General features: G+C 41.8%; 18 protein-coding genes. 14 read left to right on the forward strand and 4 right to left on the reverse strand.

Features of this window, described 5'->3' with window-relative positions; translation table 11 throughout:
• Positions 1 to 7: 7 nt before the first annotated feature.
• From DWW43_RS06855 to DWW43_RS06870, 4 genes are all read left to right on the forward strand, one after another.
• Positions 8 to 772 carry a hypothetical protein gene (locus DWW43_RS06855; protein WP_008400491.1) on the forward strand — a complete coding sequence of 255 codons (765 nt, stop codon included), beginning with the start codon at positions 8 to 10 and terminating at the stop codon, positions 770 to 772.
• Between the two features lie 28 nt (positions 773 to 800).
• Positions 801 to 2,513 (forward strand): ATP-binding protein, encoded by a 1,713-nt coding sequence (locus tag DWW43_RS06860; protein ID WP_008400490.1) that lies wholly within the window; start codon positions 801 to 803, stop codon positions 2,511 to 2,513.
• 190 nt (positions 2,514 to 2,703) lie between these two features.
• Positions 2,704 to 3,195 (forward strand): tRNA (uridine(34)/cytosine(34)/5-carboxymethylaminomethyluridine(34)-2'-O)-methyltransferase TrmL, encoded by a 492-nt coding sequence (gene trmL, locus DWW43_RS06865; protein WP_117808535.1) that lies wholly within the window; start codon positions 2,704 to 2,706, stop codon positions 3,193 to 3,195.
• Between the two features lie 12 nt (positions 3,196 to 3,207).
• Complete coding sequence (locus DWW43_RS06870) at positions 3,208 to 4,284, forward strand: WYL domain-containing protein (RefSeq protein ID WP_243104417.1); 1,077 nt, start codon at positions 3,208 to 3,210, stop codon at positions 4,282 to 4,284.
• A gap of 259 nt (positions 4,285 to 4,543) precedes the next feature.
• Here DWW43_RS06870 and DWW43_RS06875 read toward each other — a convergent pair whose 3' ends face one another.
• From DWW43_RS06875 to DWW43_RS06885, 3 genes are read right to left on the reverse strand one after another with little or no spacing between them, the layout of a single operon-like run.
• The gene (locus DWW43_RS06875) at positions 4,544 to 6,049 is read right to left on the reverse strand and encodes a HAMP domain-containing sensor histidine kinase (protein WP_119963113.1); all 1,506 of its coding nucleotides are present in this window, start codon (positions 6,047 to 6,049) and stop codon (positions 4,544 to 4,546) included.
• Positions 6,050 to 6,051: 2 nt separating this feature from the next.
• Positions 6,052 to 6,768 carry a response regulator transcription factor gene (locus tag DWW43_RS06880; protein WP_008400486.1) on the reverse strand — a complete coding sequence of 239 codons (717 nt, stop codon included), beginning with the start codon at positions 6,766 to 6,768 and terminating at the stop codon, positions 6,052 to 6,054.
• A gap of 25 nt (positions 6,769 to 6,793) precedes the next feature.
• On the reverse strand, positions 6,794 to 9,169 hold the full coding sequence (locus DWW43_RS06885) for an endonuclease MutS2 (protein WP_119963114.1): 2,376 nt from the start codon (positions 9,167 to 9,169) through the stop codon (positions 6,794 to 6,796).
• Between the two features lie 470 nt (positions 9,170 to 9,639).
• Here DWW43_RS06885 and DWW43_RS06890 point away from each other — a divergent pair, with 470 nt between their 5' ends.
• The 6 genes from DWW43_RS06890 (at position 9,640) to DWW43_RS06915 (ending at position 17,373) form a co-directional block, all read left to right on the forward strand.
• Positions 9,640 to 10,632 (forward strand): hypothetical protein, encoded by a 993-nt coding sequence (locus DWW43_RS06890; RefSeq protein WP_119963115.1) that lies wholly within the window; start codon positions 9,640 to 9,642, stop codon positions 10,630 to 10,632.
• 241 nt (positions 10,633 to 10,873) lie between these two features.
• A complete protein-coding gene (locus tag DWW43_RS06895) occupies positions 10,874 to 11,305 on the forward strand; it encodes a protease complex subunit PrcB family protein (protein WP_008400482.1) in 432 nt (143 codons plus the stop codon).
• A 21-nt stretch (positions 11,306 to 11,326) separates the two neighbouring features.
• On the forward strand, positions 11,327 to 12,880 hold the full coding sequence (locus tag DWW43_RS06900; protein WP_119963116.1) for an SPOCS domain-containing protein: 1,554 nt from the start codon (positions 11,327 to 11,329) through the stop codon (positions 12,878 to 12,880).
• 332 nt (positions 12,881 to 13,212) lie between these two features.
• Entirely contained in the window at positions 13,213 to 13,695 is a 483-nt protein-coding gene (locus DWW43_RS06905; RefSeq protein WP_008400480.1) for an NAD(P)H-dependent oxidoreductase subunit E, read from the forward strand.
• A 49-nt stretch (positions 13,696 to 13,744) separates the two neighbouring features.
• Entirely contained in the window at positions 13,745 to 15,673 is a 1,929-nt protein-coding gene (locus tag DWW43_RS06910) for an NADH-ubiquinone oxidoreductase-F iron-sulfur binding region domain-containing protein (protein ID WP_243104419.1), read from the forward strand.
• Between the two features lie 14 nt (positions 15,674 to 15,687).
• Positions 15,688 to 17,373, forward strand: coding sequence for a [FeFe] hydrogenase, group A (locus DWW43_RS06915; RefSeq protein ID WP_119963117.1), 1,686 nt, complete (start codon positions 15,688 to 15,690; stop codon positions 17,371 to 17,373).
• Between the two features lie 84 nt (positions 17,374 to 17,457).
• Here the strand turns inward: DWW43_RS06915 and DWW43_RS06920 are convergent, their stop codons facing one another.
• On the reverse strand, positions 17,458 to 18,030 hold the full coding sequence (locus DWW43_RS06920) for a biotin transporter BioY (protein WP_044944665.1): 573 nt from the start codon (positions 18,028 to 18,030) through the stop codon (positions 17,458 to 17,460).
• Positions 18,031 to 18,345: 315 nt separating this feature from the next.
• On the opposite strand from DWW43_RS06920, the gene DWW43_RS06925 reads away from it, so the two are divergent.
• The 4 genes from DWW43_RS06925 to DWW43_RS06935 all read left to right on the forward strand — a co-directional run bounded on the left by DWW43_RS06925 (position 18,346) and on the right by DWW43_RS06935 (position 20,747).
• The gene (locus DWW43_RS06925; RefSeq protein WP_119963118.1) at positions 18,346 to 19,170 is read left to right on the forward strand and encodes a nitrilase-related carbon-nitrogen hydrolase; all 825 of its coding nucleotides are present in this window, start codon (positions 18,346 to 18,348) and stop codon (positions 19,168 to 19,170) included.
• Positions 19,171 to 19,393: 223 nt separating this feature from the next.
• Positions 19,394 to 19,516, forward strand: coding sequence for a hypothetical protein (locus tag DWW43_RS12395; RefSeq protein WP_279221090.1), 123 nt, complete (start codon positions 19,394 to 19,396; stop codon positions 19,514 to 19,516).
• Positions 19,517 to 19,576: 60 nt separating this feature from the next.
• On the forward strand, positions 19,577 to 19,993 hold the full coding sequence (locus DWW43_RS06930) for an HIT family protein (protein ID WP_044944662.1): 417 nt from the start codon (positions 19,577 to 19,579) through the stop codon (positions 19,991 to 19,993).
• A 7-nt stretch (positions 19,994 to 20,000) separates the two neighbouring features.
• Positions 20,001 to 20,747 (forward strand): TraX family protein, encoded by a 747-nt coding sequence (locus DWW43_RS06935; RefSeq protein ID WP_119963119.1) that lies wholly within the window; start codon positions 20,001 to 20,003, stop codon positions 20,745 to 20,747.
• The last annotated feature ends 191 nt before the right edge of the window (positions 20,748 to 20,938 follow it).

Consider the following 20,938-nt stretch of genomic DNA (forward strand, 5'->3'; position numbering starts at 1 on the left):
ATATAGTATGGGTAATATTATTCAAAAAGAGCTTAGAATTGCAAAGACAAAAATGTTTGAAGAGGTTACTTATAATAACAAAAAACTTGTTAAATTAACAACGGATAATGTCGCTATTGTAGAGGCTATGATACGTAATGATTCTGCCTATATAAAATCAACAGATATATCGGCGGGACCTAAATTTGATAGAAAGAATCAACTTGTATATGGTGGCTCATCAGCATACTGGATGACCATGTTGAAAAGTGTTCTAATTAAAAATAAAGAAGTAAATTATACTTATGAGGAATTAATAAAAGGTGCAGTTGAGGCTGTAGATAGAGAAAACAGTACACATTTGAATGCTGATAAATGTGGAAGAACAGAAATAGTAAGGCGTATTTGCGCATTTGATTGTTCAGAACTGATTGAATGTTTGAGAAATCCGGAATATGAAGACATGAAGTTAGTTCATGAAATTGCAAGAGTAACATCTGCCAAGTTTAGGGCAAGAACAAATTTGTCCTTTGCGAGTAAATTTTGTCATTACGCATGCTTTTATTTATTTGAAAATACAGAATATCAGGATAATTATTCAATATATGATAATATTTTAAGAACAGTTTTACCAATGTATTTGGTTTATTTTAATATTACTGAGCGGTATGATCTCCGTGATTATAAGCAGTATAGAAATGCTGTTGATATGATTAGGAATGCAGCAGATGAAAAAATTAGTAGAAATGGTTTTGACCACTTGTTGTGGTATTATCATAAGGGAAGAATGTGAAAATTTGTAATAGGGGGTTAAAGGTGAAATGGCTTTTTTTCATTATGAGAAGAATGTTAAAGATATTGAATACTATGAAATACTTGAGAACTTGATGGAACGTTGGGAGTATGAAACGGTTGAATTTAAAGAAGCAAAAAGTAATTATGATACGGATAAAATAGGAAGATATTTTTCAGCATTAAGTAATGAGGCTAATCTGAAGCAGCAACAGTACGGATGGCTAATTTTTGGTGTAAGTGAACGAGATAAGATAAAACATGTTGTTGGAACTGCATACAAGCAGGGGGAACAGAGTCTTCTTGAAAAATTTAAGTATGAGATATCAAGAGATATTACAAATGGAATGACTTTTTATGAAATTAAAGAGATATTTCCTATTGTAAATGGTAAAAGATTAAGGGTGTTAATGTTTAAAGTTCCAGCCGCAGCAACGGGTATTCCTACAGATTGGCGTACCAATTATTATGAGCGTTCGGGTGAGAGTCTTGTTCCATTAAAACAATATAAGATTGATGCAATTCGATCACAGGAAAGAAAAGACTGGTCAAAACAGGTGATTGAAGTAGCCACTATTGATAATTTAGATAAAACGGCTATTAATTTGGCTAGAGAAAAGTATAAAGAGAAAATGAATCAGGAACACATATCAAAAGAAGTCGATGAAATGACAGATGAAGAGTTCTTGACGAAAGTAAAGTTATTGATTGGTGGTAAGGTTACGAATGCTGGCATGTTGTTACTTGGGTCAGCAGATTATGATTATTTAATGACATCTGCTCCAAGTATTATGTGGAGATTATATGGTGCGGATGGAAGTGATAAGGATTATGAAATATTTAAGATACCATTTATAAATGTTGTAGATAAGGTGTTTTCGAAGGTGCGTAATCTTACATACAGATATATGCCGAATCAATTGACCCTTTTTCCTATGGAAACGGAACAATATAACAGTTGGCTTATTCGAGAGTTGTTAAATAATTGTATTGCACACACAAATTATCAACTTGGTGGGAGAATATATGTAAATGAATTTGAGGATAAAATTAAATTTACAAACCCTGGAGATTTTATTCCGCAAAAGATTGAAAATGTATTGGAAGTGAGCTATAATCCACCATTTTACAGAAATCAGTTATTAGCTGAATCGATGGTTGTGTTTCATATGATTGATACTGCAACTTTAGGTATCAGAAGAGCATTTAATATTCAAAAAGCGAAATATTTTCCTATGCCAGATTATAATATTTCATCAGGAACTCAGGTTGAGGTTACTGTTTATGGAAAAATATTAGATGATAATTACATGCATATATTATATGATCATCAGGACCTGGATTTACAGACGGTATTTCTTTTGGATCGAGTTCAGAAGGGACTTTCACTTGATAAAGCGGATGTAGATAAATTAAGAGCTGCAAAATTGGTTGAGGGAAGAATTACAAGTTTGTTTTTATCAGCGTCAGCATCAAAAAGTATGGATGATAGTGCAGGCTATATCAAGAATAAAGGATTTAATGACAAATATTATAAAGATTTGATTGTTGAGTATTTGAAAAAATATCATAAGGCAAAACGTAGAGATATTAAGTTATTATTGTGGGAAAAATTACCGGATTCTTTGTCTGATAAACAGAAGGAAAATAAGATTCATAATATTCTAACAGCAATGAAAAAGAGCAATATTATACAATTAGATTCGGATAATCAACAAATATCTAATTGGATACTTAAGTAGGGCTTGGTTAAAATCCTGATTTTAACCCAAATAATTTGTTTGATAATTAGTGTTGTCGAGACAATTTAACCGAGATTTAACCGAGATTTAACCGAGATATTTTTAAAATTGTAAAAAATGAAGGATATAAGCTTGGTTAAGAAGTGAGCGATGCTTACGAATATACAGCTATATAAAAAAGGAGAAAAACATGTTAAATATCGTACTTCATGAGCCGGAGATGCCGGCAAATACAGGAAATATAGGACGTACCTGTGTGGCAGCAGGTGCAAGACTTCATTTGATCGAGCCTCTGGGCTTTCAGATCAACGAGAAGCAGTTAAAGCGTGCGGGTTTGGATTATTGGGACAAATTAGATGTAACGATCTATGATGATTTCAATGATTTCCTTGAAAAAAATCCAGGCGCAAAGATCTATATGGCAACGACCAAATCCAAACAGAAATATACAGATGTAAACTATGAGGAAGATGCCTATATCATGTTCGGAAAAGAGAGCGCGGGAATCCCGGAGGAAATTCTGTTAGACTATAAGGAAACAGCAGTCAGAATTCCGATGTTCCCGGAGATCCGTTCCCTGAATCTGGCAAATTCTGTAGCAATCGTGTTATATGAGGCACTCAGACAGCAGGGCTTCCCGGAGCTTGAGACGAAGGGACAGCTTCACCATTATGAGTGGTAAAAAGGAGTATTTATGAGTACATACATGGTAGATGGAAAGAAAATGATGAATATTTGTATCCTTGAGATTCTTCGGAAATACACGGATTCCGAACATACAATGGATCAGAAGGATATCATAAAGAAACTGGAAACCGAATATGGAATGAAGGTTGACCGGAAATCTGTCAAGAGCAATCTGATGAATCTGGTGGATTTTGGTTATAATCTGGAATGTACGGAGATTGAACGTGAAAATAAAAACGGAGAGACCGAGATCCTGACAAAGGACTGGTATTACAATCACGAATTTGATGATGCTGAGCTTAGAATGTTGATCGACAGTATCTTATTTTCAAAGACGATACCGAGAAATCAGGCACAGGAGCTGATCGAGAAGATCAAGGGGCTTTCGAATGTGTATTTCAGTGCGAAGGTACAGCATGTGTGCAATCTGCCGGGGTTATCACATACCGATAACCGTCAGACCATGTTAAATGTTGAGATGATCGATGATGCGATCAGTGAGGGCAAGAAGGTTGCATTTCTCTATAACACCTATGGTATCGATAAACAGCTTCATCCAAGAAAGGATACGAAGTATATTGTAAATCCATATCAGATGGTTGCAAATGAGGGCAAATATTATCTGATCTGCAATTATGATAAATATGACAATCTGTCGAATTACCGGATCGACCGTATGACGGAGATTGAGATACTGGATGAAAAGGTCAAGGATAAAAGTCTGGTAAAAGGGATGGAGCATGGACTGAATCTGCCACAGCATATGGCGGAACATCTCTACATGTTCAGTGATTCCGCAGCTACGATTGTATTAAAGGTTCAGAAAGGGAATATGGGTGATATTGTAGACTGGTTTGATAAGAACTTTGAAGTGTTATCACCAAAATTTGTTCAGAACAATTATCCAGATAACTTTAATCCTGAGGCAGATGCCAATAAGGCATTTATCCGTGTGACCTGCAGCCAGAATGCCATGTTCCACTGGGCGATGCAGTACGGAACCAGCGTGGAAGTCATAGAGCCTGCAGATCTCCGTGAACGCATCCGCAATGCTGTAAATGAGATGGCAGAGAGATATAAATAATGCCTCCTATTAATGGAGACATTATGAGTAAGACATAAAATAAAGCCCCACCCGCTCTTGCCACTATGCTGGGTAGGAGTTGAAACTCGCTACACTTTCTATTCGGTTCGCACGCTGATTTGTCAGCAGTCGCCCAAACTCGCCTTATAAGGCTCAAACAAGGGCTTGATGCTGACAGCTAGTGCAAACCTCATAACGAAAGTTTCACTGATGTTTCAATTCCTACCCAGCATAGTGGCAAGAACGGGTGGGGCTTTGGTTAGTCCTTCTTAATACGGAACTTTCCATTGGAGATATATTGTGTATCGGCTTCTTCCTTCTTCACATGCACGGCTTTGATCGGAACCTGCATTTCCTTCTGCATAGGGAGAGAGAAGATGAATTCACTTCCCTCGCCAACCTTACTGGTGAGGGTAATGTTCTCGCCGTGCGCTTTGATGATCTCTTTTGTGATAGCAAGTCCGAGACCGGTTCCGGTCTTATCCTTTCCGCGGCTCGGATCCGTCTTATAGAAACGGTCGAAAACTTTCTTGATCGATTCCGGTGGAATTCCCACACCCTCATCCTTGACACTGACATAGACTTTATCGGATTTTTCCGTGACCTGAACCGTGATCTGGCGACCCTCCGGGGTGAATTTGATCGCATTATCAACCAGATTATAGATAACCTGCTGGATTCTTGTTCGATCGGCATAGACAATGGTATTGTCGGTATGGAAGATCGCGTGCAGATAAATGCCTTTGTCCTGACAACGGCCTTCAAAGGTGTTGATCGTAGGAAGAATGATGCTCTTGATATCAAAATTCGACTTATCAAGCTGAAGGTCAAAGGAATCAAAGTTGTTAAGTTCCAGAAGCCCTTGTGTCAGTTTGGTAAGACGCATAGTTTCGCTCAGAACGATCTGGAGATATTTCTCGTGCTTATCCGGCGGAATCGTTCCGTCGATCATGGCTTCGATATATCCCTTGATGGAGGTCAGAGGGGAACGGAAGTCGTGGGAGATATTAGAGATAAATGATCTTCGGTATTCATTTGACCGGCTCAGTTCGTCTGCCATTTCCTCCATATATCGTGCCAGTTCGCCAAATTCATTATCCGTATGGACATCGATTCTAGCATTAAAATTACCCGCAGCATATTGTTTGGATGTTGCGATAATTTCACGAATCGGTTTTAAGGTGCTATTCGAGATCAGCATAAGGGCGATTAGAGATAATACAACGATGACGAGAAACGGCATGTAAGTGGATGTAAATGTTTTCTGCGCAATATCTTTAATAAACTGCAGGGATAAGTGGATCGATAATAAACCTGCGTATGTATTATCCTGATAAACCGGAGTACTGATACTCAGCGTTTTAGTGTTAAAGCATCCGTTCAAGGTTCCGGTTTTGATCGTTTTGGTAAATAATTCCGTACGCTCATAAAAATCGGTTATGATTAGATCCTTTGCAGCCACACTGTCTTTATTTGAGCAATAAATAATATTATTGTCCGGTGTGGAAAACCAGATTTCAGCATTCATCGTATCGGCATGATCATCCAATCGATCAAAGAAAGTATACTGATCGATCGTATTATTCAGGTAATCATGAATCGTTGTGTCGATGATCAGTTTACTCTCGGTATTCAGATTTTTCTCTGTATTGTTAAGAAGCCTTGACTGAGTCATATGGACAGTGTACAACGCAAGAACACTGAAGATAGCAATGACCAGCAGGACAAAGCCAACAACAATCTTATCAAAAATGGTTTTTTTCATGGTTATTTAACCTCAAATTTGTAACCGATTCCCCATACTGTGAAAATAGACCAGTTATATTTGTCTGTCAGTTTTTCACGCAGACGCTTGATGTGCACATCGACGGTTCTGGTGTCGCCGACATATTCGTAGCCCCATAATTTGTCCAGAAGCTGTTCTCTGGTAAATACCTGATTTGGACGGCTTGCAAGAAAATACAGCAGTTCCAGTTCTTTTGGCGGCATTTCCAGATTTTTGCCCTCTAATGTAACTGTATAATTTGAAATATTAACGACCAGATTATCATACTCGACATAGGTGCCGATATGATCGGCATTTGTCGGATTATAGTTCTGGGAGTTATCTGTCCGTGAGTTGCAGCGGCGGAGCAATGCACCGACACGGGCAACCAGTTCGTTAGAATCGAAAGGTTTTACGATGTAATCGTCAGCACCGATCTTAAGTCCGAGAACCTTATCGAATACTTCACCTTTTGCAGATAACATGATGATCGGTACATTTGACTGCTTTCTGATTTCGGTACATACCTGATATCCATCCATGCCCGGAAGCATGACATCTAAGAGGATGAGATTTGGCGCAAATTCGACAAATGCTTCCAGGGCAGAAGTTCCGTCTGCGGCAATCTGTGTTTCATAACATTCTTTATTCAGATAAAGGGAGATCAGTTCGGCGATGTTTTCGTCATCGTCAACGATCAATATTTTTTCTTTGTCCATATAGTTCTCCTTGTTGTTGTGTATTTTATAATTCTACGATCGTAACGCCGGCTTCACCCTCACCGTATTCACCCAGACGGAAGGATTTGACGTATGACTGCTTGCGCAGATAGTCGTGGATTCCTTTCCGGAGTGCTCCGGTGCCTTTTCCATGGATGATCCTTACCTTGTGCAGGTGAGCCATCATGGCATCATCGAGATAACGGTCGACTAATGAGGTAGCTTCAGCTACAGTCATGCCGAGTACATTAATCTCCGGCTGAATATTTAAAGCCTTGCCCATTCCACGTTTATTGTTGATCGATACCTGAGCGTTGTTCTGCTTTGGTGTCTCGATGATCACAAGATCAGAAGCAGGAAGCAGAGAGCTTAAGATGCCCATCTGAACTTTGATATTTCCCTTTGAATCAGCAGGAGCAGTAACCGTTCCTGTTGTATCCATGCTGATAACATGCACGGTGTCTCCGGCCTTGAAATCCTTTGCCATATGATGGGAGGTCATGGATTTGCGTTTTTCCGGTGTCATCTTCCGGTAATCGTCCATCTTGGTACGGAGCTTTTTTCGCTCATTCTCCATCGTGCTCGCATCTGCCTTATGAGGATTTGTTGTCCATTTGTTATATTTCTTAATGGCTGAATCCGCCATTTCCTTTGCTTCTTCCAGAATATCAGCCGCTTCTTCTCTTGCATCCGCTAGGATCTGAGCTTTCTTGGCAGAGAGTTCATCATCCTTTGCCTTTGCGCGTTCCTGAAGCTGTCTGGCTTCTTCCTTGAACCGTGCGATCTCCGCTTTGTCGCGTTCAATCTCTTTTCGGCTGTTTTCCAGATCGGACAGCAGTGTTTCAAAATCAACTTTGTTGCTGTCAATATTTGTCTTTGCCCGTTCAATAATATCGTCGGATAAACCTAATTTCTTCGATATTGCAAATGCATTTGATTTGCCGGGAATACCGATAATGAGCCGGTAGGTTGGCATCAGTGTTGCTACATCGAATTCGCAGCTTGCATTCTGAACGCCCGGAGTCGACATGGCAAATAACTTCAGTTCGCTGTAGTGTGTGGTCGCCATGCAGCGGATGTCCTGATCGTTTAAGCTGCTTAAGATCGCGATTGCAAGTGCAGCACCCTCGACCGGATCGGTTCCACCGCCAAGCTCATCGAAAAGGCACAGCGTGTTTGGTGTCACATGGTTCATGATATATACGACATTACTCATGTGGGAGGAGAAGGTCGAGAGACTCTGCTCGATGCTCTGTTCATCTCCGATATCGGCAAATACATCATCAAATACATTCAGTCTGGAACCATCCAGTGCCGGAATATGAAGTCCGGACTGTCCCATCAGAGTAAACAGACCCAGTGTTTTTAAGGATACGGTCTTACCACCGGTATTCGGACCGGTAATGATCAGCAGGTTGTAGTCCTCACCCAGTCTGATGTCGACCGGAACAACGGTATGTTTGTCTAAAAGTGGGTGGCGGCCCTGCTTGATATCCACAATGCCGTCCGTATTGAAGATCGGCTCGGTTCCCTTATAGGATCTTGCAAAATTCGCTCTGGCAAATATAAAGTCCAGATCGGTCAATGTCTCGAAATCAAATTTTATATTTTCGTATTCAGATGCTGCCCGTGCCGACAGGTTCTCAAGAATCTTTTCGATCTCTGCAAGCTCCTGATTATCCAGCTCTTTTAACTGGTTGTTCAGATTAACTACAGCAAGAGGTTCGATAAATACAGTATTTCCACTGGAAGACTGGTCGTGGATCATACCCGGAAAGCTGTTCTTATATTCCTGTTTTACCGGGATACAGTATCTTCCGTTACGCATCGTGATCAGGTTATCCTGAAACATCGTCTGCTTGCTCTGGTCGGTTACAAGTTTGTTCAACTGGTTATGTAACTTTTCATTTGTCAGTTTTTTGTTCCGTCTGACTGCCTTCAGACCGGACGATGCATCGTCTGCGATCTCGGATTCTGACAGGATACAGCGGTGGATCTCCTGACTTAAATGTTCCAGCGGAACAAGCTCCATGAAGCGGGAGTAGAGGCTGTCATGTGCTTTTTCCTCGTTATCATCGCCGCTGCCATATTGTCTGGCGGATAATGCCATATCAAGGACACTTCCGATATCTAACAGTTCCTTGATGCCGAGTGCTCCCTGAACCTCCAGCCGCTTGATCGAAGCACCGATATCACGGAGTCCGGCAAATGATAGGTTGCCCTGTGTATTCAGCCGGATCAGAGCATCTCTTGTTTCCTGCTGTAAGGTCTGGATCAGTGTCAGATCCCTGCGGGGCTTCAGGCGTTCGCATTTTCGTTTTGCCATCGGGGATGCCGCGTAGGAGGTCAGCATTTCTACTATTTTATTATATTCTAAAAGTCTTAAAGTCCTTAAATTCATATCATTTTCTCCATCTTAAATGCACAAATATGCATACACAATCCATTATAAACAGTTTGCCTGTGGCTGTCCAGTGTGGGTTGATGGCGGGAACCTATATGTTGTTTTCCTGACTTCATCTTACTACTTGATGGAGATTTTCTGTTATTTGCTATACCATCTTATTCAGGCCACATACAAACAGTAAGACTCGCAATATTTCTATTCGGTTCGCACATTTATGAACCAGCAGTTGCCCAAATTCTCAGACATTTATTTATAGGAAAATTCTTTTATTAATTTCTTCCGGCATATTGACGACTCTTTTTTTTTTACATAGAAACATATGAATCTATAGCAGGCAGAGTTTTTTTATGGTTAAACTTGTTTTCCTTTCTGATATCCGTTACAATCAAACTTGGAGAGACGGAGGCAATATACAAAGCTAAAATATGCATGTTATTCTGTTCTATCGGGAAAGGAGATGGGACATGGATAACGAAATTGTATATTCCTCCAAGGCTACTGATCAGAAAGCACAGTATGATGCCAGTGCCAAACGGCTGCTGGGTCAGAAGATCATATTGGCGCATATACTGATCAGGGTAGTAGAAGAATTTAAAGGTATGGATGCAGATACGGTTGCTTCGCTGATCGAGGGCGAACCGTATATCAGTCAGGTTCCGGTAGAACCGGGATTAACGAACAAAGAAACGGTGGATGCCAGAACCGGTGAACGGATTGTCGGACTGAATACAGAAAGTTCCGAAATTGATGAGGGAAAGATATATTTTGATATTATCTTCTATGTACGGATGCGGGATGGACTGGCGAAAATGATCATTAATTTGGAAGCCCAGAAGAATGAACCGACAAAGTATTTTATCTTAAATCGGGCAATCTTCTATACGGCAAGACTGGTGTCATCCCAGAAAGAGCGGGAATTTACAGGTTCTGATTATAACGAGATTAAGCAGGTGTATTCGATCTGGATCTGTATGAATATGAAAGAGAACAGTCTGAGTCATATTCATATGGTAAAGGATGATTTACTTGGTGAACAGGACTGGAAGGGCAATCTGGATATTTCAAATATCGTGATGATTGGTCTGGCAAAGGAGATTCCACCAAAGGAAGAAAGATATGAACTGCATCGATTGTTAGGAGCACTATTGTCGCAGACAATGACAGCAGAACAAAAATTGAAGCTTATGGAACAGGAGTATGACATACCGGTAGACAGACGCGGTATAAGAGATGAGGTGAAGATCATGTGTAATCTGAGTGAAGGCGTAGAAGAAATGGGATATGCCAAGGGCGAAGCCGCTGGCAAAATCATTGGAAGATCTGAAGGAAGATTAGAAGGAAGATCAGAAGAAAGAGCTGATATTATTCTGAAAATGCATAAGAAAGGCTATTCCTTAGAGCAGATCATGGATGTAACCGAAATGAGTGAAGCTGAAATCAAGGCAATTATAGGATAAGAACATAAGCAGAACAGATAACATGTATATTTTAGTGGAAGTCCGGATATGGCAGAAATGCTGTATCCGGACTTTTTTAGTTGAAATATAAATTAATAAGAAAAAATGAGAAAAGACAGGCTAAAAGCTCCGGCAAAATTTCCATGCATAGACTTGCAAAGCAGGACATATAAATAATGGTATAGAGATTGACAAGGGTAAAGATAGAGCCGAAAAATGACATTGTGAAGGGAGCGGTGAGATGAGAGGACAAAGATGGCTGCGTATTCTGGCAGGGGTGTTGACTGTGGTAGTTGGGCTGAGTTTGTTTGCTGGATGCAGTTTTTATAAGGTGAAAGAAGATGGTGAAGCGCTGACTTACGATATCTGTGACGACACCATGCTGCCGGAGGAGTTGTTGAGCGTCATTAACAGCAAAAAAGAAGAACCGTTTAATCTGACATATTCAAACAACACTTACACATATATTGTGATCTGCAGCGGCAGGCAGAATCGGGATGATGTTGGCGTGGTTGTAGATAAGATGTATATGGATGAAAATGCTATTTACATCGAATCGGTTCTTAGGCAGACGGCGACACCATCAGATGCAGTAAGTAAGGATACGGTATCGTATCCATATATAGTTCTTCGGATCGCACGGACAACGACACCGGTTGTATTTAAAAATTAGAAAATAGTATGGGGGTATCATATGGAACTTGTAAAAAATAAACTCAGTACAACGATTTTAAAGACTTCTAAGTATTCGCAGTTTACGATCAATGATGATTTTAATGTACCGGATGCAAAAGATGATATGGAACGGATCATTGCAAGTACAGGAAATGTCCTTTTAGATGATGTAGAGACATTGGAGAATAAGGTGCGGATATCAGGAACAGTTGTATTTAAAGTCCTGTATCAGACAGTTGGTGAAGATGTTCGGTTTGAAACCTATGAGGGTGATGTTCCATTTGAGGAATCCATTAATATGGATGGCATACTTGCCGGTGATAAGGTCGATGTCAGCTGCGTGCTGGAAGATCTGTACATAACCATGATCAATTCAAGAAAATTTGAAGTTCGCGGGCTGGTTGGCATGAAACTGTGGGCTATGGATTCCGTAGAACTGTCCGGGGCAACCGGACTGTTAAATGGATCGGGAATCGAATGCAGGAATGAGCAGATTCCATTTACAAATAATGTGGCATCTGTAAAAGATATATTGAAGGTAAAAGAAGATTTCGAGATCGCTGCCAATAAACCAAACATCGGTCGGGTGCTTTGGAGCCGGGTGTCCTTCTATGGCATCGAGACAAAGGTTGTAGATGGGGGAATAAATATTAAAGGACAGATGGACCTGTTTGTAATCTATCTGGCGGAGGAGCCCGGCGTACCGATGCAGTATCTGAATGAGAGCCGGGAATTTGCAGGAATGATCCCTTGCGAAGAAGCAAATGAAGGCATGATCCTGGATGACCGCATCACGATGGGAAAAGGAGAAGTCGGTGTGCGTGCCGACAATGACGGAGAGGACCGCGTGCTTCAGGTTGAATATAATCTCCATACAGATATGAAGATTTATGAAGATATGGAGCTTTCTATCATCGGGGATATGTTCTCTCCGTCGGCAAATGTAGAAACGATCTGTGAACAGTTTCCATTTGAGAATCTTCAGATAAAAAATAATGCCAAGACAAAGGTCGTACATAAAGAGCGGATCAAGAGCAGCTTCCCGAAGATACTGCAGATCGTATACGCAACCGGAACGGTTGAGATCGATGAGGTAAAAGCAGGAGAGGACAGCATTGATATATCAGGTGCGGTAAAAGCTGAAATACTCTATGTATCAGCGGAGGATAGCAAGCCGTTACAGCAGATTGAAACGGCGATACCATTCAATTATCAAGTGGAATCCGTACCATTTGTCAATCAGGATTCAATCCGTATCAATCCATCAGTTGACCAGATTACAGCCCAGATGTTGAATTCCGATGAGGTGGAGATCAAGGTGGTGATCAATATGAATGTTACGGTATTTGCACCGGGTTCTGTGGACGTCATTACCGATATGAATATCCTACCGATCGATTGGAATAAGAAGGCAGCTATGCCGGGTATGGTTGGATATGTTGTAAAAGAAGGCGACAGTATCTGGTCCATTGCCAAAGAATATTTCTCCAGCCTGGATTCCATCCGAACCATCAACCATCTGGAAAGCGACGAGGTAACACCGGGTGAAAAACTATTGATCGTAAAATGTTAGCAATATAAAAATCCCCGCCTGTCTCCGGCACGATGGTGGATAGTGTTTTCAACATCAGTGGAACTTTCGTTATGAGGTTTGCACTAGCTGTCAGCATCAAGCCCATGTTTGAGCCTGATAAGGCGAGTTTGGGCGACTGCTGACAAATAAGCGTGCGAACCGAATAGAAAGTGCAATGAGTTGAAACACTATCCACCATCGTGCCGGAGACAGGCGGGGGTTTATTTTTCAATCCAAAATCTTCGTGCAAATCCTATTGAAAAATGTTATCATCTATATATGAGGTATTGATAAAAATTCCCAACAATGGGGCAAAGCACGGAGGGTAATACATGCTGGAACAATCTTACTACGATGAGGCTGATAAGATTATTGCTGCATATGGGACAGAGCCAAGATTTCTGATCCCGATCATTCAGGATATTCAGAGCGAATATAAGTATCTTCCGCCGGAATTATTACGATATGTGGCGGACAAACTGAATATTACAGAGGCAAAAGCTTATAGCGTAGCAACATTCTATGAGAACTTTTCATTTGATGCAAAAGGAAAGTTCATTCTTAAGGTGTGCGATGGAACCGCATGCCATGTCAGAAAATCCATGGATATCTTAAATCAATTGTATAAAGAACTTGGATTGTCAAAAGAGAAACACACAACAGATGATATGATGTTCACATTAGAGACAGTATCATGTCTTGGCGCATGCGGACTCGCACCGGTCATGACGGTAAACGATGTTGTTCATCCGGCTATGACACCGGAGAAGGTAACTGCATTGATAGCAGAATTGAAGGAGGGTGCGGATGAATAGAATAACAAATGTATCGGAGCTTGACGCAGCAGTAAAACAGGCAGAAGAGATGTTGCATGCAGATTCGCACAGGATCCTTGTCTGTGCAGGAACCGGATGTCTGGCGGGTGGCTCTCAGAAAATATACGACCGGTTCTGCGAGATGGCGAAGCAGTCGGAGGGCGTGAAGGTAGAATTTGTCCCGGAGGCAGAGTATACAGGGACGGAGAAACAGGAAAAGCCGGATATAGCAGAAGAATTTGAAACAGACATTAGTAAAACAGAGAATTCTGCAGCGGGACAGACAGTTATAAAAGAATCCTGTCATGTCGGCGTGAAGAAAAGCGGCTGTCATGGTTTCTGCGAGATGGGGCCGCTTGTGCGAATCGAGCCATATAATTATATCTACATAAAAGTAAAGGAAGAAGACTGCGAGGAGATCTTCAACGAGACGATCCTGCACGGAAGACCGGTAGAGCGTCTGATGTATCACAAGGATGGTATTGTCTACAGACAGCAGGAAGAAATTCCATTTTATAAGAAACAGACCAGACTGGTACTGAAAAACTGCGGACATATCGATGCAGAAAATATCAATGAATATCTTGCGGTCGGTGGATATCAGGCACTTCGTAAGGTGTTATTTACCATGGAGCCTTCGGAGGTTATTCAGGTCATCAGTGACTCCAATCTGCGTGGACGTGGAGGCGGTGGTTTCCCGACCGGATACAAATGGCAGCAGGTTGCCAGACAGGCGGAGAAGATCCGATATGTTGTCTGCAATGGTGATGAGGGAGATCCGGGTGCGTTCATGGATCGAAGCGTGATGGAAGGCGATCCGCATAAGATGTTAGAGGGTATGATCATTGCTGCATATGCGGTTGGTGCGCAGGAGGGATATGTCTATGTAAGAGCAGAATATCCGCTGGCAGTCAGCCGTTTGAAGACAGCGATAGCACAGGCAGAGGAAGCGGGCTTCCTTGGTGAGGATATCTTAGGTTCCGATTTTTCTTTCCATATACATATCAATCGTGGCGCGGGGGCATTTGTCTGCGGAGAGGGAAGTGCGCTTACGGCATCGATCGAGGGACAGCGCGGAATGCCGAGAACCAAGCCGCCAAGAACCGTAGAGCAGGGCTTATTTGCCAAGCCGACGGTTCTGAATAATGTAGAAACCTATGCAAATGTGTCCATGATCATTTTAAATGGTGCAGACTGGTACAAGTCGATCGGACCGGAGAAAAGTCCGGGAACCAAGGCATTTGCATTGACCGGAAGTGTAAAGAATACGGGACTGATCGAGGTACCGATGGGAACAAAGCTGCGTGAGATCGTGTATGATATCGGCGGTGGTTTAAAGGATGACATCCCATTAAAGGCAGTTCAGATCGGTGGACCATCCGGTGGCTGTCTGGTGACGGATGATCTGGAGGTCAGTCTGGACTTTGATTCATTAAAGAGCAAAGGCGCGATGATCGGTTCAGGTGGTCTGGTTGTTATGGATGAGAATACCTGTCTGGTTGAGGTAGCCCGTTTCTTTATGAACTTTACACAGAACGAGAGCTGCGGCAAATGCGTTCCATGCCGTGAAGGAACCAAGCGGATGCTTGAGATCCTGGAGCGGATCGTTGCCGGAAATGGTACGTTAGAGGATCTGGATCTGTTAGAGGAACTGGGACAGGCGATCACCGACACGGCCCTTTGTGGACTTGGTAAGAGCGCAGCCCTTCCGGTACTCAGTACGCTGAAGAATTTCCGTCAGGAATACATCGAGCATGTGGTTGACAAACGATGCAGAACCGGAAACTGTAAAGCACTGGTTCGCTATAAGATCGATCCGGAAGCATGTAAGGGCTGTTCCAAATGTGCGAGAAACTGTCCGGTCGGTGCGATCACAGGTGAGATCCGGAAACCATTTGTCATTGATACAGCCAAATGCATCAAGTGTGGTGCATGTATCGATAATTGTGCGTTCCATGCAGTATATACAGAGAATTAAGGAGGGAGACGAACATGGATTATATTACGATCAATTCAATCAAAGTGCCGATCGAGGGCGAGAAGAATGTTCTGTCTCTGATCCGAAAGGCGGGGATCGATATCCCGACATTCTGTTATCATTCAGAATTATCCATCTATGGCGCATGTCGTATGTGCGTGGTAGAAGATGACAGAGGAAAAATATTTGCGGCATGCTCCGAGACACCGAGAGCGGGCATGGTGATCTATACGAATACAAAGAAAGTGCAGCAGTACAGAAAGCTTATTATCGAGCTGTTGTTATCCTCTCATTGCAGAGACTGTACGACCTGCCAGAAGAATGGCATGTGTGCGCTCCAGTCACTTGCCTATAAGGTTGGAGTGCATGCGGTTCGTTTCCTGAATAATAAAAAAGAAGAAAAGATCGATATGAGTTCGCCGTCTATCGTCCGGGATCCAAATAAATGTATCCTGTGCGGTGACTGTGTGCGTACCTGCGATGAGATTCAGGGGCTTGGTGTTATCGATTTTGCATTCCGTGGTTCGAAAATGAAGGTGCAGCCGGCATTTGACAAGCCGCTTGCAGAGACAGACTGTGTAGGATGCGGACAATGTGCAGTTGTCTGCCCGACCGCAGCAATCTCGATCCGTACCAATGTAACCGATATCTGGGATGCAATCGAAGATCCGTCCATCCGGGTGGTCGCACAGATCGCACCGGCAGTCCGCGTGGCAGTTGGAGATAACTTCGGTATACCAAAGGGCGAGAACTGTTTTGGCAAGCTGGTATCAGCACTTCGTATCATGGGCTTTGACATGGTATTTGACACAAGCTTTGGCGCCGATCTTACGGTTATGGAGGAATCCAAAGAATTTGCGGCGCGTCTTGCGTCGGATGAGAAGCTGCCATTATTTACATCCTGTTGTCCGGGCTGGGTCAAATATTGTGAAGAAAAATATCCGGAATTTGCAGATAATCTGTCAACCTGCCGTTCTCCACAGGGAATGTTCTCGGCAGTGATCAAGGATTATTTTGCAGAGAAAGATAAAGAAGATGGTAAGAGAACGATGGTTGTATCGATCATGCCCTGTACAGCAAAGAAGGGAGAGATCCTCCGACCGGATAATTTCACGGATGGCAGACAGGATACCGATTATGTCATCACAACGACAGAGGTTGTGCGGATGATCAAGCAGATGGGACTGCAGTTTACCGAACTGGAAAATGAATCCGCAGATGCACCATTTTCCGTGGCTTCCGGTGCAGGCAAGATCTTCGGAACGACAGGTGGTGTAACGGAAGCGGTGCTCCGTCGTCTTGCGGAGGACAAATCCTATAACACGATCCGTGAGATCAGTTATACAGGTGTCCGGGGATTTGAAGGAACGAAGGAAGCAACGATCGACTTAGATGGCAGAGAAGTGAAGATCGCAGTTGTACATGGCCTTGCAAATGCAGGACGGTTGCTTGACCGTATCCGATCCGGCGAAGCAAGCTATGATTTCGTTGAAGTTATGGCGTGCAGACGTGGATGTATCATGGGTGGCGGTCAGCCATCCGGCGCAGGCCCAAGAACCAGACGGAGCCGTATGGAAGGTATGTACAATGCAGACGCAAGCTCCAATGTCCGTTTCTCCGAGGAAAACCCGGCAGTCCGTCAGTTGTATGATCATTTCCTTGCCGGAAAAGAACATCGGCTGCTACATCGGAATCTGTAGAGTTATATTAATTAATACAAAAACGCAAATAAGCAGGAACTTTAAAAGTTTCCTGCTTATTTGCGTATAGTAATTATTGAAGAATTATTCGGTTACTTCTTTTGCTCCTGTATTTGCATTTGCTTCCGGCATAAGTTTTTTGAATAATGGAACAATCTGTGCAGCAATGATAGCTTTTACAAGATCAAGTGGAATAAATGCAACAAAGCCTGAAAGGAAAGCAACTTTCCAGGTTAAGTTTCCGTTGAATTTCCACCATAACATACCGATGATGTCGATAAGTGCTGCTGTTAAAATAGCAACGATCGTATAACGGATACGATTGTATTTCTTACCCTTTGTCAGACCTGCAAAGATAGTAACGATAATAAATGAGAATGTATATCCACCAAATACTCCTGTCAGATAACCGATACCGGAGCCGCCGCCGATAAATACCGGAACACCGACTGCACCGAGGATCATCCATAAGGCAACGATGATCGTTGAGTCGCGGACTTCAAATACCAGTGCAATGAGCATGATCATAAAGTTCAATAATGTAATGTGAGCTGCATTTGGGAGTGGAGTTGGGATGCTTAAATATGCAGATACGCATAAGATTGCTGCAAATACAGCCATCATTGTAATCTCCACGGTTGTGAATTTGTTTTTCATCTGTGTGTTCTCCTTGTTGATAAATAATATACATACAATGGGTGCCATTCCTCGATTGGATGAGGTTAAGGGGGATTGACAAAAATATGAAGCGGATAGCAGGGCTAAGCTATCCGCTTCCAGATAACAAATTGAATGTCAACTATTAAATGGCACCCACTGGATAACATTATAGATGGTATATTCTTAATTGTCAACCATAAAACAAACATTAAGGTTGACAATTGAAACGGGAGGCTTAAGGGTTGAAAAAAAGCAGATATAAATATACTATATAAGAATATAATAAAGAAAAACAGGTAGGAGGCAGCGGCTATGCTTAGAGTTGGTGTTACGGAACTGGATATTGGATTTGAGAATAGGGAAGAAGCAAAGGAACGCTGTCTTGAAGTTATGGAAAAAGCCTGTGCAAATGGAGTAGAGCTTCTGGTATTTCCGGAGATGACACTGACAGGATTTACGATGCGCCCATGGTTACATGGGGAAAGCGGGGATGCGGATAATATCCCTGACAGTGTTTCATTTTTTATGGAGAACAGCAAAAAATATAAGATGCCTATGGCATTTGGATATATTCATACAGTTATGGCCGATGGCAGCCGGGTGTATGATGAAATGAAAGAAAAGGCTTACGAGAACCGGTTGGTGCTTGTGGATGGAGAAAATGTATTGCTTGATTATGCTAAGATCCATCCATTTTCATATAGCGGTGAGGATAAGGTATATCGGGCAGGAGAAAAGCTTGTACAGGCACAGGTAAAGGATATCCGGATAGGCGGATATATCTGCTATGATCTTCGTTTCCCGGAGATTTTCTCTGCAATGAGAGACCGGTATGAGGCTGTCATGGTAATCGCAAACTGGCCGGAAACAAGGGCGGAACAATGGGAAACACTTTTAAAAGCAAGGGCGATCGAGAATCAGGCATATGTGATCGCTGTCAACCGGGTCGGAGATGGAGATGGGCTTCACTATATTCCGGGCTCTCATGTATATGACTGGCTTGGACGGGATATATCGGTTCGGGTTAGTGAGAAGCTGCGTGTTGCAGATATTGATTCCGGGGGAGTCAGACTGGCAAGAACAGAATTTCCACAGGCAAATGACAGAAAGAATACATTTTATAAGACGCTTTATTGATGAAATGTGCTTACAGTCAGTCGGATCGGCATGAAAAATACATGATATGCTTCATTTTTATTCGACAGGCTGTAAGCATATTTTATTTTTGAATAAATATAAATTAAAAATAATAAGATGATATCATATAATAAATATGGATAATATATTGTCTATTACAACAAAAATGTAGAATAAAAAGATAAAATATTATCTATATAAATAATTTACGGGGTAAAGAGACATGGAACCTTTTGTATGGGAGACACCGGATGAATTAGCAGAGGCGTGTCGCAGAACCATGAATACAGAATATTCGGATAAATTAGATGAATTATATGGGCTTGGTGGAACCCAAACCACATAAAGCTTGTAAAATCTCACATAATGGAGTAAAATGGAAAAAGCAATTAAGGAGGAAACTTTTATGGGTAAGGACGATTGCATTTTTTGCAAGATTGCAAATGGTGAGATACCATCAGCGACAGTTTATGAAGACAGCATATGTAGAGTAATACTTGATGTAAATCCTGCAAATAAAGGTCATGCTTTAATTATACCAAAAGAACATTATGATGATATATATAGCATGGACGCGGATACTGCTTCAAAGATCTTTACGATTGCAACAGAGGTTGCCAAGGCTCAGAAAGCGGAATTAAATCCTGACGGACTGAACATTATTCAGAACAATGGCGCTGCTGCAGGACAGACAGTATTCCATTTTCACATGCATCTTGTACCGCGATTCATTAAGGATACGGTTACAGTTACATGGGTTCCGGGTCAGTCAGACAATGAGGAACTGGATCAGTTGTCAAAGGCACTTCGTAAGAGAATTTAAGGAAAACATGGATAAAAGGGCAGAGACAGGGATAACTTCAAATCAGTTAAAGCTTCTGGCATGTATTTTTATGTTGTGCGATCATGTAGGATTTGTTCTAATGAATAATAACTGGATAATGCGGGCTGTAGGACGGCTCGCATTTCCTATATTTGCATTTCTGCTGGTAGAAGGATACAGACATACGTCGGATATCAGAAAATATTTTATCCGGCTTTTTTTGTTTGCCTTGATTTCGGAAGTCCCTTTTGATCTGGTAACAACCGGTCGTCTGTTTGATATGCAAAAGCAGAATATCTTCTTTACGCTTGCAGCAGGGCTGATCGTGCTTTATCTCGGAAAGGTAGCAAAATGGAATCAGATGGGAGCAGTCATCGGAATTGTTGTCATTATGGTAGTTGCAGAAGCGCTGCATTTTGATTATGGAATTGCCGGCATCCTTCTGATCGTATTAATGTATTATTCGACCCAAGATGGCACAGCGGAACATGCATTCAGAAATGCCGGCCTTGTGACGGGACATTATCCATTTAGCAGGAAACTGCGTCAGAATATGGGATTTGCGATCGTATCGGCGGTGTTGTATTTCCTGTTTTACGGAATAAGACAGCTCTATGCTGTTTTGGCGATCCTACCGATCAGTCTGTATAACGGAGAGTATGGTCGAAAGAATAAAGTTCTAAAATATGCATTCTATGTGTTCTATCCGGCACATTTGCTCATTTTATATCTGCTTGGCAGGGTGATTTTATAGTATAACCTTTTTAAGATGAAATATTATTTTATTCTGAAAATGCTAAAAATTAAAAAACAGTGCTGTGATCTATGTAAAATTATTGATTTTTTGTCGCAAAATATAAATTTCCTATTGACTTATGAAGATTTATCAGTTACAGTATAGCTGTTTCTGAACTGCATTGCAGTTCGAATACAAGTAAATATTTA

The sequence above is a fragment of the Clostridium sp. AF15-41 genome (genome assembly GCF_003604095.1).
Lineage (GTDB): Bacteria > Bacillota > Clostridia > Lachnospirales > Lachnospiraceae > Coprococcus.

Excerpts from the sequence above, each read along its gene's own strand:
- DWW43_RS06925 (WP_119963118.1), top strand. The coding sequence starts at position 18,346 with ATGCTTAGAGTTGGTGTTACGGAACTGGATATTGGATTTGAGAATAGG.
- DWW43_RS06875 (WP_119963113.1), bottom strand. The coding sequence starts at position 6,049 with ATGAAAAAAACCATTTTTGATAAGATTGTTGTTGGCTTTGTCCTGCTG.
- DWW43_RS06890 (WP_119963115.1), top strand. The coding sequence starts at position 9,640 with ATGGATAACGAAATTGTATATTCCTCCAAGGCTACTGATCAGAAAGCA.
- DWW43_RS06870 (WP_243104417.1), top strand. The coding sequence starts at position 3,208 with ATGAGTACATACATGGTAGATGGAAAGAAAATGATGAATATTTGTATC.
- DWW43_RS06855 (WP_008400491.1), top strand. The coding sequence starts at position 8 with ATGGGTAATATTATTCAAAAAGAGCTTAGAATTGCAAAGACAAAAATG.
- DWW43_RS06880 (WP_008400486.1), bottom strand. The coding sequence starts at position 6,768 with ATGGACAAAGAAAAAATATTGATCGTTGACGATGACGAAAACATCGCC.
- DWW43_RS06935 (WP_119963119.1), top strand. The coding sequence starts at position 20,001 with ATGGATAAAAGGGCAGAGACAGGGATAACTTCAAATCAGTTAAAGCTT.
- DWW43_RS06920 (WP_044944665.1), bottom strand. The coding sequence starts at position 18,030 with ATGAAAAACAAATTCACAACCGTGGAGATTACAATGATGGCTGTATTT.
- DWW43_RS06900 (WP_119963116.1), top strand. The coding sequence starts at position 11,327 with ATGGAACTTGTAAAAAATAAACTCAGTACAACGATTTTAAAGACTTCT.
- DWW43_RS06930 (WP_044944662.1), top strand. The coding sequence starts at position 19,577 with ATGGGTAAGGACGATTGCATTTTTTGCAAGATTGCAAATGGTGAGATA.
- DWW43_RS06915 (WP_119963117.1), top strand. The coding sequence starts at position 15,688 with ATGGATTATATTACGATCAATTCAATCAAAGTGCCGATCGAGGGCGAG.
- DWW43_RS06910 (WP_243104419.1), top strand. The coding sequence starts at position 13,745 with ATGTTGCATGCAGATTCGCACAGGATCCTTGTCTGTGCAGGAACCGGA.
- trmL (WP_117808535.1), top strand. The coding sequence starts at position 2,704 with ATGTTAAATATCGTACTTCATGAGCCGGAGATGCCGGCAAATACAGGA.
- DWW43_RS06885 (WP_119963114.1), bottom strand. The coding sequence starts at position 9,169 with ATGAATTTAAGGACTTTAAGACTTTTAGAATATAATAAAATAGTAGAA.
- DWW43_RS06860 (WP_008400490.1), top strand. The coding sequence starts at position 801 with ATGGCTTTTTTTCATTATGAGAAGAATGTTAAAGATATTGAATACTAT.
- DWW43_RS06905 (WP_008400480.1), top strand. The coding sequence starts at position 13,213 with ATGCTGGAACAATCTTACTACGATGAGGCTGATAAGATTATTGCTGCA.
- DWW43_RS12395 (WP_279221090.1), top strand. The coding sequence starts at position 19,394 with ATGGAACCTTTTGTATGGGAGACACCGGATGAATTAGCAGAGGCGTGT.
- DWW43_RS06895 (WP_008400482.1), top strand. The coding sequence starts at position 10,874 with ATGAGAGGACAAAGATGGCTGCGTATTCTGGCAGGGGTGTTGACTGTG.